Raw genomic sequence first — 13,697 nt, 5'->3', positions numbered from 1 at the left:
GCTTTAGCCCTTCATCACGTTGATGTCTTCCACGGCAATGGTGCCGCGGTTGCGGAAGAAGCAAACCAGGATCGCAAGGCCAATGGCGGCCTCAGCGGCGGCCACGGTCAGCACAAACAGCGTGAACACCTGCCCGACCAGATCGCCGAGGAACGACGAGAAGGCCACGAGATTGATATTCACCGCCAAGAGCATCAGTTCGATGCTCATCAGGAGGATGATGACGTTCTTGCGGTTCAGGAAGAGCCCGAAGATGCCGATGACGAACAGCGTCGCCGCGACGGTTAGATAATGCTCGAGTGTGATCATTGTCTCAAAGCCCCTGCCCCGGTTTCACATCCTTGAGTTCCATCGCAGTCGCCGGGTCACGCATCATCTGCGCGACGATGTCCTGACGTTTCACGTCCTGACGATGGCGCAGCGTCAGCACAATCGCGCCGATCATCGCTACCAACAGGATCAGGCCGGAGAGTTGGAACAGAAGGAAGTATTGATCATAGATGATGAGGCCAAGCGCCTCGGTGTTATGTTGGTCGACGGGGATCGGCTGAGCCAGCTGCGTGGCGGCCGCCGGTGCGGTCTCCCAAACGCCAAAGGCCATCACGAACTGCATCAGGATGACCAGACCGATGAGCAGCGCCAGCGGCATGTAGCGCGCCATCTCGGCCTTCAGCTCGGCAAAGTCCACATCCAGCATCATCACCACAAAGAGGAACAGCACCGCAACCGCGCCCACATAGACGATGATCAGCAGCATGGCGACAAATTCAGCCCCCAGCAGGACGAACAGCCCGGCCGAGGAAATGAAGGCCAGGATCAGCCACAGCACCGAATGCACCGGCTGACGGCTGATCACCGTGAACAGCCCGCCGGTGATGGCGCTGATGGCAAAGAGGTAAAAGGCAAAAACGCTCATGTTTCATCGTCCCCTTTGGCGTCCATGACGTCTTGCGCCAGCTCCAGCGCGCGGGTCATGGCCGGGATGCCGGCAAACACCGACATCTGTCCGATCGTTTCAACGATCTCTTGTTTCTTCGCGCCCGCCTCTAGGGCGTGGCGCACGGTCTGGCGCACGGCTGAATCGGCCTGTGCGCCCTGCATTGTCAGCCCAGCCAGCGTCAGCAGCAGACGGGTTTTGGCATCCAGACCGCCGGTGTTGACTGTATTGCCGAACATCATTTCCATAACGTCCTTCGGCATCGTCGGCCACAGCGCCTCAAACTCCTTGAACGCTCCGGTGGGAGAAAAGCTCTCCAACGCGGGGTTCAGGGCTTTGGCCATGTCCTGAGCCTGGGCCATCATGGCCTCAAATGGGTTTTTGGCGTCGCTCATCGGTAGGGCGCATCCAGTTCGAGGTTGCGTGCAATCTCAGCTTCCCAGCGTTCGCCGTTCGAAAGCAGCTTGTCCTTATCGTAGAACAGCTCTTCGCGGGTTTCGGTGGCGAACTCGAAATTCGGACCTTCGACAATGGCATCCACCGGGCAGGCTTCCTGACAGAAACCGCAGTAGATGCATTTGGTCATGTCGATGTCATAGCGCGTGGTGCGGCGGCTGCCGTCCTCGCGCGGTTCCGCGTCGATGGTGATCGCCTGCGCCGGGCAGACCGCTTCGCACAGCTTGCAGGCAATGCAGCGCTCCTCACCGTTGGGATAGCGGCGCAGCGCATGTTCGCCGCGGAAACGGGGCGACAGCGGGCCCTTCTCATGCGGGTAGTTCAGGGTTGCCTTGGGGGCAAAGAAATACTTCAGCCCTAGTTTGAAGCCGACCCAAAAATCCTGCAGCAGGAAGTATTTGGCGGCGCGGGTGTAGTCGATGTTCGCCATCAGTTAGCCTCCCACGGTCCAGCGGGCGAAGATGCCCCAGAACCAGTCAAATTTTGCAGCAAAGGACACGAAGACCACCCAAGCCAGCGAGAACGGCAGGAACACTTTCCAGCCAAGGCGCATCAGCTGATCGTAGCGGTAGCGGGGGGTGATCGCCTTCACCATTGCGAAGAGGAAGAAGAAGAACGCCATCTTGGCAACCATCCACAACACGCCATCGGGCAGGCCCGGGATCGGGGACAGCCAGCCGCCAAAGAACAGCAGGGATGTCAGCGCACACATCAGGAAGATGGCGATGTATTCTCCGGCCATGAACAGAAGGAACGGCGTCGCCGAGTATTCCACCTGATAGCCCGCAACCAGTTCAGATTCCGCTTCCGGCAGGTCGAACGGCGGGCGGTTGGTTTCTGCCAGCGCCGAGATGAAGAACAGGAACACCATCGGGAAGTGCGGGATCCAATACCAGTTCAAGAGCCCCAGATCACCGTCCTGCGCGCGCACGATATCGCCGAAGTTCATCGAACCGGTGGAGATGATCACGCCAACGATGATCAGGCCGATGGAGACCTCGTAAGAGATCATCTGTGCCGCAGAGCGCAGGGAGCCGAGGAACGGATATTTCGAGTTCGACGCCCAGCCGCCCATGATCACGCCATAAACCTCAAGCGAGGACACCGCGAACACGTAGAGAATAGCGACGTTGATATCCGAGAGCACCCAGCCGTCGTTGAAAGGGATCACCGCCCAGGCGATCATCGCCAGAACAAAACTGGTCAGTGGGGCCAGAATGAAGACCGCCCGGTCGGAACCGGCCGGGATCACGACTTCCTTAACCACATATTTGAGCGCGTCCGCCACCGATTGCAGCAGGCCGTAGACGCCCACAACATTGGGGCCCCTGCGCATCTGGACAGCCGCCCAGATCTTGCGGTCCCCGTAAACGAGGAACAGAAGCGAAATCATGACAAAGGCAACAACTGCAAGCACTTGCGCCAGGATCAGTACAGCGATGCCGCCTGGGGTGTTAAAGAATTCAGCCATAGGTCCTCACACCGTGGGTATTCCGTTAGCCTCGCAATCCGCGACCACGACTTCAGCGTCGATGGTGCGCAGTCCGCGCGGGAGGGAAGGCGAGATGGTGTAGACAGCATCTGCCGTCTGAACGCCACCCTCTTGTTTCATTTTTGTGCGCACGTGACGTGCAAATCCATAACCGCGGATCAGCGCATATTGCGCCGCTGCGCATTCAGCATAATTATCCAGATCGGCGCTGTTTCTGGCGCCGATCATGGCAACGTGGAACTGCACCAGATCGCCGTCCAACAGCCGCGTTTCCACCCCTTGGTAATCGGGGGTGAACGGCGCCTGCGATGTCTGTGGGACCTGCACGCAGGCCGCCAGCAGCAAGGGCGATATGATGCCCGCCCGGATCACTCCGCAGCGATCTTCTCAGCGCCGCGCGCCTTTGCACCCGCCGACAGTTCCGCCATAAGCTGCGAGGCCCGCGCAATCGGGTTGGTCAGATAGAAATCCTTGACCGCCGGCAGGAACGCCGCCTTGCCCATCGCCTTAACCTCAAGCGCCGGACCCTCGTTGTCCGCCACGTCGTCGATGCGGGCCAGATGCGGCACCTCTGCGACCAGCGCGGTGCGCAGTTGTGCCAGTGAGTCATAGGGAAGCTTGGCGTCCAATTCTGCGCTCAGCGCCCGCAGGATCGCCCAGTTTTCCTTCGCCTCACCCGGCGCGAAGCTCGCGCGCATAGCCAGTTGCGGGCGGCCCTCAGTGTTCACAAACAGGCCGTTTTCTTCGGTATAGGCAGCCCCGGGAAGGATGATGTCAGCGCGATGCGCTCCGCGATCCCCGTGGGAGCCCTGGTAGATCACCGTCGTGCCCGCATCGATTTCGACCTCATCCGCGCCAAGGTTGTAAATCACCTCAGCCCCGTCAATGGCCGCTTCGACGCCGCCCTCGGTGACGGCGTTCACGTCCATTGCGCCAACACGGGCCGCAGCGGTGTGCAGCACCATCAGTTTGCTTTCGGTCAGCGCCGCATATTTCTGCGCGTGCGCCAGCACCGCCAGACCGTCGGCCTCACGCAGGGCACCCTGCCCCACAATAACCAGCGTCTCCTTGCCAAGCGCACCTGCGGTCTCGCCATTGAGCAGCGCCTCAAGCGCTGCACGGTCGGTGCCGAGATGCGCATAGTCATAGGTGAGATCGACCGGCTCGCCGATCAGGCCGATGTTGGCGCCATTGATCCAGGCTTTGCGCAGGCGCGCGTTCAGCACCGGTGCCTCGTTGCGCGGGTCGGTACCGATCAGCATGATCGCCTTGGCGCTGTCGATGTCTTCGATGGTTGCAGTGCCAACATAGGCCGCGCGGTTGCCGATGGGCAAACGGGCCTTGTCGGTCCGACATTCCACTTTGCCGCCCTGCCCTTCGACCAGCTGCTTCAGAGCAAACGCCGCCTCAACCGGGACCAGATCCCCGATCAGACCGGCGATTTTCTTGCCCTTCATCGCGGTGGCAGCCGCCTCCAGCGCTTCCGGCCAGGTGGCGGGCTTCAACTTGCCATCAACACGCACGTACGGGCGGTCCAGACGCTGGCGACGCAAACCGTCCCAGACAAAGCGGGTCTTGTCGCTGATCCATTCCTCGTTCACGCCGTCATGGTTGCGCGGCAGGATCCGCATCACTTCGCGGCCCTTGGTATCCACGCGGATGTTGGAGCCAAGCGCGTCCATCACGTCGATGGTTTCGGTCTTGGTCAGTTCCCACGGACGCGCGGTGAAGGCGTAGGGTTTCGACGTCAGCGCCCCAACCGGGCAAAGATCAATAATATTGCCCTGAAGGTTCGAATCCAGCGTCTCATTCAGATACGATGTAATCTCGCTGTCCTCACCCCGGCCGGTCTGGCCCATCTGGGTGATGCCTGCCACCTCGGTGGTGAAGCGGACGCAGCGGGTGCAGGAAATGCAGCGGGTCATTGCGGTGCCGACCAGCGGCCCCAGATCCAGATCATCAACCGCGCGCTTGGCTTCGCGGAAGCGTGAGAAGTCCACGCCATAGGCCATCGCCTGATCCTGAAGATCACACTCGCCGCCCTGATCGCAGATCGGGCAATCCAGCGGGTGGTTGATCAGCAGGAACTCCATCACGCCTTCGCGCGCCTTTTTCACCATGGGCGAATTGGTCTTCACCTGCGGTGCCTGCCCCTCAGGGCCGGGGCGCAGATCGCGGACCTGCATGGCGCAAGACGCTGCAGGTTTCGGCGGGCCGCCAACAACCTCAACCAGGCACATGCGGCAATTGCCGGCGATGGACAGGCGTTCGTGATAGCAGAACCGGGGAATTTCCACCCCGGCCTCTTCACAGGCCTGGATCAGGGTCATTGCCCCATCCACCTCAATCTCGGTTCCGTCAATGTTGATCTTGCGGAGGTCAGACATGGTCTATTTCGCCCTCAATAAAACGCCGATCGCGCTGTTTTTCTTGATTTCCGCACGACCAAACGCACAGAATGTTTCCGTTTTCTCGTAAGAGACCCCGTTTTGAGCCAGGAAGCGTTCTCCCTTGGCCCGCATCCGGGCTTTTTCCGTGTCCGAGCCGATATAGGCGCGGATTTCACTATCCGTATAGCCGAGGGCATTGGCGCGCGCGCGCAGGCGACGCAGCTCTGTCAGCCCCTTGAAATAACGCGCGGATATGCTGGCGCAGTGGTCCGACACTTCCTTCGCCAGCGCGACCGCAAATAGCGGGTCTTCAATCTCTTGCACGTCGCGCAGAGATGGCTTCGCTGCCGCCATAGAAGGCAGTAACATCAGGCAGGTGGCACAGGTTGCAATCAGGGTTCGCATGGTTGAACGCTCCTTGGTGGGAAAGCGTTCAGCACGCGCGCAGACAGCGGCGTTATGCAATAACACCGCCGCTGGCGCATCATGCGCAGCCACAGGATATGCAGGCGTCATGCTCACGGGGTGCAGGTTCCACCATAGACCGCCGTGTCGCCATCCAATGGGACCGCAACACCCGTATCAAGCGGGTTCACCTGCCACGCGATGCGCGAGGATCCGAAATTCTCGATGCAGTAGCGGGTGCCTTCGTGATGCGCAGCCAGCCGCGCGCCCTCAAGCGAACGCGGCGCCTTGGATACCGCGGTGGTAAACACCGCCAGCGTCTCTTTCTTGTTCACCGGCTTAGACTTCGCCTTGAACGGAACGCCTGCATAGGTTGGACGGTCGTTGACGATCCCGTCACACCCCGCCAGCACCCCGCCGCAGAGGGCCAGCACAGCCATGGTTTTGCTCACACCCGTGATCATCAACTGCTCCCCCGGACCTTATTCAGCCGCCATGGCGCCCATGCGCCCGGACTTCTGTGCCTTGATACGGTCCTCAATTTCCTCGCGGAAGTTGCGGATCAGACCCTGGATTGGCCAGGCTGCCGCATCGCCAAGCGCACAGATGGTGTGGCCCTCAACCTGCTTGGTCACATCCCACAGCATGTCAATCTCTTCCAGCTCGGCCTCGCCCTTCACCAGACGATCCATCACGCGCATCATCCAGCCGGTGCCTTCACGACAGGGCGTACACTGACCGCAGCTCTCGTGTTTGTAGAACTTGGACAGACGCCAGATCGCCTTGATGATGTCGGTCTGTTTATCCATCACGATAACCGCTGCGGTGCCAAGGCCGGAGCCCAGTTCGCCGCGCAGATAGTCAAAGTCCATGATGGCGTCTTTCATCTTCTCGCCGCGCACGCAGGGAACAGAGGATCCACCGGGGATGACCGCCAGCAAGTTGTCCCAGCCGCCGCGAATGCCGCCGCAATGCTTCTCGATCAACTCCTCAAAGGAGATGCTCATGGCCTCCTCGACGACACAGGGGTTGTTGACGTGGCCAGAAATGGCAAAGAGCTTGGTGCCCGCGTTGTTCTGACGGCCAAAGCCTGCAAACCAATCCGGGCCACGGCGCAGAATGGTCGGCACAACGGCGATGGATTCCACGTTGTTCACCGTGGTCGGGCAGCCATAAAGACCGGCACCCGCCGGGAACGGCGGCTTCATACGCGGCATGCCCTTCTTGCCCTCGAGGCTTTCGATCAGGGCAGTTTCTTCGCCACAGATGTAAGCGCCCGCCCCATGGTGCAGAAAGACGTCGAAATCCCAGCCGGATCCGGCGGCATTACGCCCCAGCAGACCCTGGTCATAACATTCGTCAATCGCGGCCTGCAGCGCCTCGCGCTCACGGATGTATTCGCCGCGCAGGTAGATGTAGCAGGTATGCGCATTCATCGCGAAGGACGCGATCAGAGCGCCCTCGATCAGCGTATGCGGATCATGACGCATGATCTCGCGGTCTTTACAGGTGCCCGGTTCCGATTCATCGGCATTGATCACCAGATAGGAGGGGCGACCGTCGCTCTCCTTCGGCATGAAAGACCATTTCAGGCCGGTCGGGAAGCCCGCACCACCGCGTCCGCGCAGGCCGGAATCCTTCATGTTCTGGATGATCCAGTCCCGCCCTTTTTCGATGATGCCCGCAGTGCCATCCCAATGGCCCCGCTGTTTTGCGCCCGCCAATGTGCGCTCATGCATCCCGTAAAGGTTGGTAAAGATCCGGTCCTGGTCCTTCAGCATGTCTGCCTACCTTTGGCTGTCCTGGCGCATGCGCCAGAGTTGAAAAATGTTGACCGCTGCATAGATGAAGCCTGCAAGGGCTGCGAAATCAAACAGCAGAGCGTAGCGTCCGGCGAGCCCCAGTGCGGGGCCGATGAACAGTGACATCGCCAGCCAACCAAGCATGGTTGCGGCAATCACCAACGCGATGTGCCGCCCCTTTGCTGCCAGTGCTTTGTCGTGTTCTACGCTCATATGGTCCTGAATTTTGGCCCCTGCCCCGATGGGCAGCGGCGGTTATCTTGTTTCAGTCGTCTTTGTAGCGATCGTCGGCCTTGGCCTTCTTGGCGAAGTCCGTTTCCTCACCTGCCGCAAGCTGCCGGGACTGTTCGATCCAGCCATCGCGGACGATGCGTCCCTTGAACTTCAACCGGCTGTCGACCCAGGCGACCTGCTCGTCGGTCCAGGCTGCGATCTGGTCGAAGTGGAAGAAACCAAGATCGTTCAGGGTCTGCTCCAGCTTGGGGCCGACACCTTTCAACATCTTCAGATCATCGGCACCGCCATCGCGGGCTGCAGTCAGCGTCTCTGGCTTTTCCTCGACACCCGCAGCCGCCTCAGTTGCGGCCCCCTCAGGAGAGGCCGGTTCACCAACACCCGCTTTTTTCGGTGCAGCCTTCTTTGGCGCGGCGGGTTTCGCCTTGGCAACCTCTGCCTGTTTCACTGCGGGAAGCGGTGTTTTCGGCGCAGGCGGCGGGGTATCGGCGCTGTCGCGTCCGGCAACCTTACCATCCTTACCAATCCAAGGCGTCAGGATCGGAACCTCGGTCCCGTCGATACGCTTAACTGTATCGCCAATATCAGCCGCCAGCTGGACGGAGGCATTATACTGCGTCTTCCCGCTCTCATATTCGGTGAGCGAGGTGAGGCCAGACTTCGGCTCTGCCGCATAGCGTCCGTTCTGCGGACCCGGCAGCGGCACCTGACCAGCGGCCAGATCATCGAGCAGTTTCGCAAAGCCTTCAGCGGTCAGGTCTTCGTAGTAGTCCTTACCGATCTGAGCCATGGGCGCATTGGTGCAAGCGCCAAGGCACTCCACCTCTTCCCAAGTGAACTTGCCATCTGCGGACAGGGTGAAGGGCTTGTTCGCGATCTTATCCTGACAGACCGCGATCAGATCCTCCGCACCGCAAATCATGCAGGAGGTGGTGCCACAAATCTGAACATGTGCAATCGAACCAGTCGGTTGCAGCTGAAACATGAAGTAGAAAGACGCCACTTCAAGGGCGCGGATATAGGCCATGCCCAGCATGTCCGCGACATATTCAATCGCAGGCTTGCTCAGCCAGCCTTCTTGCTCCTGGGCGCGCCACAGCAGCGGAATGATCGCGCTGGCCTGACGGCCATCGGGGAATTTGGTGATCTGCGCCTCGGCCCATGTCTGATTTTCAGACGTGAAGGCAAAGCTATCGGGTTGTTCGGAATGCAGACGACGAAGCATTAGCGGTCAATCTCTCCAAATACGACGTCCATGGTGCCGATGATGGCAGCGACGTCGGCGAGTTGGTGGCCCTTGGCCACATAATCCATAGCCTGCAAATGCAGGAAGCCGGGCGCGCGCAGCTTGGCGCGGTAGGGTTTGTTGGTGCCATCTGCAACCAGATAGACCCCGAATTCCCCCTTGGGCGCCTCAACAGCGGCGTAGACCTCACCAGCGGGGACGTGGAAGCCCTCGGTGTAGAGCTTGAAGTGGTGGATCAGGCTCTCCATGGAGGTTTTCATGTCGCCGCGCTTGGGCGGGGTCAGTTTACCGCGGGCCAGAATGTCACCGGGTGTCTCGCGCAGCTTGCCGATACACTGACGGATGATCGACAGCGACTGGCGCATCTCTTCCATACGGACAAGATAGCGATCATAGCAGTCACCGTTCTTGCCGACCGGGATCTGGAAATCGAATTCATCATAGCATTCATAGGGCTGCGAACGACGCAGATCCCATGCCAGACCAGAGCCACGCACCATGACGCCAGAAAAGCCGTAGTTGAGGATATCTTCCTCAGTCACGACACCGATATCCGCGTTACGCTGCTTGAAAATCCGGTTTTCGGTCAACAGCCCGTCGATATCGTCCATCACCGCCGGGAAGGTATGGGTCCACGCCTCAATATCGTCGATCAGCGCATCTGGCAGGTCCTGATGAACACCACCGGGGCGGAAATAGGCCGCGTGCAAGCGCGCGCCACAAGCCCGTTCGTAGAAGATCATCAGCTTTTCGCGCTCTTCAAAGCCCCAGAGCGGCGGGGTCAGCGCGCCAACGTCCATCGCCTGCGTCGTCACGTTCAGCAGGTGGTTGAGGATACGGCCAATCTCAGAATAAAGCACACGGATCAACGATGCGCGACGTGGCACTTCCACGCCAGTCAGCTTTTCGATGGCTAGACACCAGGCATGTTCCTGGTTCATCGGCGCCACATAATCAAGGCGGTCGAAATACGGCAGGTTCTGCAGGTAGGTCCGGCTTTCCATCAGCTTCTCGGTGCCACGATGCAGCAGGCCGATATGTGGGTCGCAGCGCTCAACGATCTCGCCGTCCAGCTCCAAAACCAAGCGCAAAACACCATGTGCAGCAGGGTGTTGCGGGCCGAAGTTGATGTTAAAGTTACGGATCTTCTGTTCGCCGGTCAGGGCGTCATCCATTTTGGAGCCGTCCATCATTTCGCCCCCTCTTTCTCGTCGCCGGGCAGGATGTATTCGGCACCCTCCCATGGGCTCATGAAGTCAAACTGGCGGTATTCCTGCACCAGGCTCACCGGTTCGTAGACCACGCGCTTCTGCGCCTCGTCGTAGCGCACTTCGGTGTAGCCAGTGGTCGGGAAATCCTTGCGCAGCGGATAGCCACGGAAGCCATAGTCGGTCAGGATGCGGCGCAGATCCGGGTGGCCGGTGAACAGGATGCCGAACATGTCGAACACCTCCCGTTCGAACCAGTTGGCGGAGGGGTGAATGCCAACGATCGACGGCAGCATCTCATCCTCGCGGATCGACACGCGCAGGCGGATCCGCTGGTTCTGATACATCGACAGGAAATGGTAGACAACGTCGAACCGCTTGGGGCGGTCCGGGTAGTCTACAGCGGTGATATCGACCAGCGACGAGAACTTGCAGGTCGCGTCCGCTTTCAAAAATTCAACAAATCCCGCCAGATTTGACGGCGCAACATCCACGTTCAGCTCATCAAAGTTGACATCCCAGCCGATAACGCAATCCGGGCGCTTGGCCGCGATCTGGGTGCCGAGTTCGTTCAGGGCTTCAGTCATTTTTGTCTCTCCAACCAAAGCCACTTAGCGCACAAGAGTGCCGGTGCGGCGGATTTTGCGCTGCAATTGCATCAGACCATAAAGCAGCGCCTCTGCCGTGGGCGGGCAGCCGGGCACATAGACATCCACAGGCACAACCCGGTCACAGCCACGCACCACAGAGTAGCTGTAGTGATAATACCCACCGCCGTTGGCGCAGGACCCCATAGAGATCACATAGCGCGGCTCGGGCATCTGGTCATAGACCTTGCGCAGGGCGGGGGCCATCTTGTTGGTCAGCGTGCCTGCCACGATCATCACATCCGACTGACGCGGGGAGGCGCGTGGCGCAATGCCGAAACGTTCCGCATCATAGCGCGGCATCGAGGTGTGCATCATCTCAACCGCGCAGCACGCCAGACCAAAGGTCATCCAGTGCAGCGAACCGGTGCGCGCCCAGTTGATGATGTCTTCGGCGGACGTCAACAGAAACCCTTTGTCCTGCAGTTCCGCATTCAGGGCCTGGGTGACAACTTCCTTGTCGACGCCAGCCGTGTTGGCTCCGGTCATCACTCCCATTCCAGGGCCCCTTTCTTCCACTCATAGGCAAAACCAATGGTCAGCACAGCGAGGAACACCATCATCGACCAGAAGCCCGCATCGCTCATATCCTTAAAGCCGACGGCCCAGGGGAACAGGAATGCAATTTCCAGATCAAAAATAATGAACAGAATCGACACCAGGTAAAACCGGACATCAAACTTCATCCGTGCGTCGTCGAATGCGTTGAACCCGCATTCGTAAGCGCTGACCTTTTCAGGGTCCGGATTACGGACGGCCAGCACAACTGCCGCCAAAATAAGAACAATTCCAAGCCCGACCGCTACGGCCAGAAACACCAGAATCGGGAGGTATTCCCGCAACATCTCTTCCACGAGTGGCTCCTTTCCGTGCGCGCGGATTTCTGCGCGCCGTCAATTGGCGTGTTGACTTGGGGCTGTGTCTACTCCCCTGCCCCCTCACCGTCAACCAACGCATCGTTAATGGATAAACCTTCTGTAACCGACGCGGCAGATCAACATCACGGCAGGTAAACCCTATTGTTTTCATAGGATAAGGCGCGCCTCGCAAAAGGCACGCCCTGGTGAATGAAATCCGACATTTTTGACGGAATTACTGCTGCCAGCTGGGCTTTTCCTTGGCAAAAAACGCGGCGATCCCCTCAGGTGCCTCGCTGCCTTCCCAGCGGTCCACCAGTGCGGCGATGGTGTGGTCAATCACCGCATCGTCGATTTTGGGTCCCAAATCACGGACCAATGCCTTAGCCGCACCCACCGCTTCGGGCGCACAGCTGAGATATGGGATCACTTCCGCTTCAATCGCAGCGTCCAAATCTGCTGCAGGAACCGCCCGAGCGAGAATCCCCAGCTCCACCGCTTCCGCAGCGCCAAACAGCCGCGCCGACATAAAGACACGCCGCGCCCGCGCTTCGCCCATGCGGGCCACCACATAGGGGCCGATGGTGGCCGGGATCAGGCCAAGCCGGGTCTCAGTGAGGCCCATCTTGATATGATCCGCGCCGATCGCTGCATCACAGACCGAGGCCATACCGACGCCGCCGCCAAAGGCATTGCCCTGGATCGCGCCAATCACCGGCTGCGGCAGGGTGTTGATGGCCATCAGCATCTCCGCCAGCACCCGCGCCTCGCGCCCGCGGGTTTCGGCATCTGCCTCCATCTGCGCCTGCATCCAGCCCAGATCCCCACCGGCACAGAAACTCTTGCCCGCCCCCGTAAGGACGACAACACGAACGGTGCGATCCTTGGCCAGCGCGGCTGCTGCGGCTTTCAGCTCCTGCAACATCTCACCGGACATCGCATTGTGTTTTTCCGGTCGGTTCAGCGTCAACTTGGCAACGCCGCGCTCATCCGTCGTGAGCGTGATGGTCTGATACATATCGGGTCTTTCTGCCTGTCGAAGTTGCAGCCCGAAGGCCACGGGCTGCCTGTAGTGTGATGATGAAGACGCCCGCCGCAGCTCAGCTGCCGTCGCTGCGCATCGCCCGCGCCATAGCTGCGGCATCGGTCAGCACATCCCCATCAAGGCCGGTTTCATAGCCCAGACGCGTCAGGTGCTCATGCACCGCCTCGGTCGCCACATTGCCCGCAGCGCCCGGTGCATAGGGACAGCCCCCCAGCCCGCCAACAGCGGCATCAAAGACCCGAACACCCAGCGACAAAGACGCATCAATATTGTCAATCGCCCGCCCGGCCGTGTCGTGGTAATGGCCTGCCAGACGGGTAACCGGCACACGCTCCCGCACCGCCAGCAACATACGCGCGATGGAATCCGGTGTCGCCTGACCGATGGTATCGCCCAGCGAGATCTCATAGCAGCCCATGGAGAACAGGCGATCCGCCAGCGCCGCAACTGCGTCCGGGTCGGTCGGCCCGTCAAAGGGACACTCAGTCACGCAGGAAATATAGCCCCGGACCGGCATATCGATATGGCGCGCCGCCTCGATGATTGGCGTAAAACGCTCAATCGATTCTGCCACGCTCGCGTTGATATTGGCCTTGGAGAAACCCTCGGAGGCGGAGGCAAAAATCGCAATCTCATCCGCCTTTGCGGTCAGGGCATCCTCGTAGCCCCGCATGTTGGGCGTCAGCGCAGCATAGCGCACATCAGACCTGCGACGGATCCCCGCGAGCACCTCTCCCGACCCCGCCATCTGCGGCACCCATTTCGGGGAGACAAAGCTCGCCACCTCGATCCGGCGGAACCCGGCATCGGTCAGCCGGTCAATGAGGGCAATCTTTTCAGCGACGGGAATGTCGCGCTTTTCATTCTGTAGCCCGTCGCGCGGACCTACTTCGAAAATTTCAACGCTTTCGCTCATGATGCACTTCTCCCCAAGGCAATCTCAGACATCGCTCAAACCACAGACGTTGCTGCGGTAGC

At 59.9% G+C, this 13,697-nt stretch carries 18 protein-coding genes; all 18 read right to left on the bottom strand.

The genetic code is table 11. The features are described 5' to 3' along the window. Nucleotides 1-3: 3 nt before the first annotated feature. The 18 genes from nuoK to D1820_RS00930 all read right to left on the bottom strand — a co-directional run bounded on the left by nuoK (nt 4) and on the right by D1820_RS00930 (nt 13,635). Entirely contained in the window at nt 4-309 is a 306-nt protein-coding gene (gene nuoK, locus D1820_RS01015) for an NADH-quinone oxidoreductase subunit NuoK (protein ID WP_014874166.1), read from the bottom strand. 4 nt (nt 310-313) lie between these two features. Then, nucleotides 314-916: an NADH-quinone oxidoreductase subunit J gene (locus D1820_RS01010; protein WP_102897312.1), complete on the bottom strand. Its 603-nt coding sequence runs from the start codon at nt 914-916 to the stop codon at nt 314-316. Then, nucleotides 913-1,332 carry a carboxymuconolactone decarboxylase family protein gene (locus tag D1820_RS01005; protein ID WP_102897313.1) on the bottom strand — a complete coding sequence of 140 codons (420 nt, stop codon included), beginning with the start codon at nt 1,330-1,332 and terminating at the stop codon, nt 913-915. The genes D1820_RS01010 and D1820_RS01005 overlap by 4 nt, the downstream gene beginning before the upstream one ends. Continuing rightward, entirely contained in the window at nt 1,329-1,823 is a 495-nt protein-coding gene (gene nuoI / locus D1820_RS01000; protein ID WP_014879596.1) for an NADH-quinone oxidoreductase subunit NuoI, read from the bottom strand. The genes D1820_RS01005 and nuoI overlap by 4 nt, the downstream gene beginning before the upstream one ends. A 3-nt stretch (nt 1,824-1,826) precedes the next feature. Beyond that, the gene (gene nuoH, locus D1820_RS00995) at nt 1,827-2,864 is read right to left on the bottom strand and encodes an NADH-quinone oxidoreductase subunit NuoH (RefSeq protein WP_096870972.1); all 1,038 of its coding nucleotides are present in this window, start codon (nt 2,862-2,864) and stop codon (nt 1,827-1,829) included. Between the two features lie 6 nt (nt 2,865-2,870). Continuing rightward, on the bottom strand, nt 2,871-3,257 hold the full coding sequence (locus D1820_RS00990) for a hypothetical protein (RefSeq protein ID WP_118067573.1): 387 nt from the start codon (nt 3,255-3,257) through the stop codon (nt 2,871-2,873). Further along, nucleotides 3,254-5,272: an NADH-quinone oxidoreductase subunit NuoG gene (gene nuoG, locus D1820_RS00985; protein ID WP_118067572.1), complete on the bottom strand. Its 2,019-nt coding sequence runs from the start codon at nt 5,270-5,272 to the stop codon at nt 3,254-3,256. The genes D1820_RS00990 and nuoG overlap by 4 nt, the downstream gene beginning before the upstream one ends. 3 nt (nt 5,273-5,275) lie before the next feature. Continuing rightward, the gene (locus D1820_RS00980) at nt 5,276-5,680 is read right to left on the bottom strand and encodes a DUF5333 domain-containing protein (RefSeq protein ID WP_118069950.1); all 405 of its coding nucleotides are present in this window, start codon (nt 5,678-5,680) and stop codon (nt 5,276-5,278) included. 113 nt (nt 5,681-5,793) lie between these two features. Continuing rightward, entirely contained in the window at nt 5,794-6,144 is a 351-nt protein-coding gene (locus tag D1820_RS00975) for a hypothetical protein (RefSeq protein WP_118067571.1), read from the bottom strand. Nucleotides 6,145-6,162: 18 nt separating this feature from the next. Further along, nucleotides 6,163-7,461, bottom strand: a complete 1,299-nt coding sequence (nuoF, locus tag D1820_RS00970; RefSeq protein ID WP_040172812.1) for an NADH-quinone oxidoreductase subunit NuoF — start codon at nt 7,459-7,461, stop codon at nt 6,163-6,165. A gap of 6 nt (nt 7,462-7,467) precedes the next feature. Then, nucleotides 7,468-7,695 carry a DUF5337 domain-containing protein gene (locus tag D1820_RS00965; RefSeq protein ID WP_014874156.1) on the bottom strand — a complete coding sequence of 76 codons (228 nt, stop codon included), beginning with the start codon at nt 7,693-7,695 and terminating at the stop codon, nt 7,468-7,470. Between the two features lie 52 nt (nt 7,696-7,747). Continuing rightward, the gene (locus D1820_RS00960) at nt 7,748-8,941 is read right to left on the bottom strand and encodes an NADH-quinone oxidoreductase subunit E (RefSeq protein WP_118067570.1); all 1,194 of its coding nucleotides are present in this window, start codon (nt 8,939-8,941) and stop codon (nt 7,748-7,750) included. Beyond that, on the bottom strand, nt 8,941-10,152 hold the full coding sequence (locus tag D1820_RS00955) for an NADH-quinone oxidoreductase subunit D (RefSeq protein ID WP_040172804.1): 1,212 nt from the start codon (nt 10,150-10,152) through the stop codon (nt 8,941-8,943). Before D1820_RS00955 ends, D1820_RS00960 begins: the two co-directional genes overlap by 1 nt. Continuing rightward, nucleotides 10,152-10,757, bottom strand: a complete 606-nt coding sequence (locus tag D1820_RS00950; RefSeq protein WP_118067569.1) for an NADH-quinone oxidoreductase subunit C — start codon at nt 10,755-10,757, stop codon at nt 10,152-10,154. Before D1820_RS00950 ends, D1820_RS00955 begins: the two co-directional genes overlap by 1 nt. Nucleotides 10,758-10,781: 24 nt before the next feature. Next, a complete protein-coding gene (locus D1820_RS00945; protein ID WP_014874152.1) occupies nt 10,782-11,315 on the bottom strand; it encodes an NADH-quinone oxidoreductase subunit B family protein in 534 nt (177 codons plus the stop codon). Continuing rightward, on the bottom strand, nt 11,306-11,671 hold the full coding sequence (locus D1820_RS00940; protein ID WP_014874151.1) for an NADH-quinone oxidoreductase subunit A: 366 nt from the start codon (nt 11,669-11,671) through the stop codon (nt 11,306-11,308). The genes D1820_RS00945 and D1820_RS00940 overlap by 10 nt, the downstream gene beginning before the upstream one ends. A 238-nt stretch (nt 11,672-11,909) precedes the next feature. Then, nucleotides 11,910-12,692 (bottom strand): crotonase/enoyl-CoA hydratase family protein, encoded by a 783-nt coding sequence (locus D1820_RS00935; protein WP_118067568.1) that lies wholly within the window; start codon nt 12,690-12,692, stop codon nt 11,910-11,912. Between the two features lie 82 nt (nt 12,693-12,774). Next, nucleotides 12,775-13,635: a hydroxymethylglutaryl-CoA lyase gene (locus D1820_RS00930; RefSeq protein WP_096788904.1), complete on the bottom strand. Its 861-nt coding sequence runs from the start codon at nt 13,633-13,635 to the stop codon at nt 12,775-12,777. Nucleotides 13,636-13,697: the final 62 nt, after the last annotated feature.

Source organism: Phaeobacter sp. LSS9 (genome assembly GCF_003443595.1).
Classification (GTDB): domain Bacteria; phylum Pseudomonadota; class Alphaproteobacteria; order Rhodobacterales; family Rhodobacteraceae; genus Phaeobacter; species Phaeobacter piscinae.
Note: the sequence above shows the minus strand (reverse complement) of the source record. Positions and strands in the feature narration are given on the sequence as shown.

What these genes read in the sequence shown, in the direction of transcription:
- D1820_RS00950 (WP_118067569.1), bottom strand. Translation starts at nt 10,757, where the DNA reads ATGACTGAAGCCCTGAACGAACTCGGCACCCAGATCGCGGCCAAGCGC.
- D1820_RS00980 (WP_118069950.1), bottom strand. Translation starts at nt 5,680, where the DNA reads ATGCGAACCCTGATTGCAACCTGTGCCACCTGCCTGATGTTACTGCCT.
- nuoK (WP_014874166.1), bottom strand. Translation starts at nt 309, where the DNA reads ATGATCACACTCGAGCATTATCTAACCGTCGCGGCGACGCTGTTCGTC.
- nuoG (WP_118067572.1), bottom strand. Translation starts at nt 5,272, where the DNA reads ATGTCTGACCTCCGCAAGATCAACATTGACGGAACCGAGATTGAGGTG.
- D1820_RS01010 (WP_102897312.1), bottom strand. Translation starts at nt 916, where the DNA reads ATGAGCGTTTTTGCCTTTTACCTCTTTGCCATCAGCGCCATCACCGGC.
- nuoI (WP_014879596.1), bottom strand. Translation starts at nt 1,823, where the DNA reads ATGGCGAACATCGACTACACCCGCGCCGCCAAATACTTCCTGCTGCAG.
- D1820_RS00965 (WP_014874156.1), bottom strand. Translation starts at nt 7,695, where the DNA reads ATGAGCGTAGAACACGACAAAGCACTGGCAGCAAAGGGGCGGCACATC.
- D1820_RS00960 (WP_118067570.1), bottom strand. Translation starts at nt 8,941, where the DNA reads ATGCTTCGTCGTCTGCATTCCGAACAACCCGATAGCTTTGCCTTCACG.
- D1820_RS00935 (WP_118067568.1), bottom strand. Translation starts at nt 12,692, where the DNA reads ATGTATCAGACCATCACGCTCACGACGGATGAGCGCGGCGTTGCCAAG.
- nuoF (WP_040172812.1), bottom strand. Translation starts at nt 7,461, where the DNA reads ATGCTGAAGGACCAGGACCGGATCTTTACCAACCTTTACGGGATGCAT.
- D1820_RS00955 (WP_040172804.1), bottom strand. Translation starts at nt 10,152, where the DNA reads ATGGACGGCTCCAAAATGGATGACGCCCTGACCGGCGAACAGAAGATC.
- nuoH (WP_096870972.1), bottom strand. Translation starts at nt 2,864, where the DNA reads ATGGCTGAATTCTTTAACACCCCAGGCGGCATCGCTGTACTGATCCTG.
- D1820_RS00945 (WP_014874152.1), bottom strand. Translation starts at nt 11,315, where the DNA reads ATGGGAGTGATGACCGGAGCCAACACGGCTGGCGTCGACAAGGAAGTT.
- D1820_RS00930 (WP_096788904.1), bottom strand. Translation starts at nt 13,635, where the DNA reads ATGAGCGAAAGCGTTGAAATTTTCGAAGTAGGTCCGCGCGACGGGCTA.
- D1820_RS01005 (WP_102897313.1), bottom strand. Translation starts at nt 1,332, where the DNA reads ATGAGCGACGCCAAAAACCCATTTGAGGCCATGATGGCCCAGGCTCAG.
- D1820_RS00975 (WP_118067571.1), bottom strand. Translation starts at nt 6,144, where the DNA reads ATGATCACGGGTGTGAGCAAAACCATGGCTGTGCTGGCCCTCTGCGGC.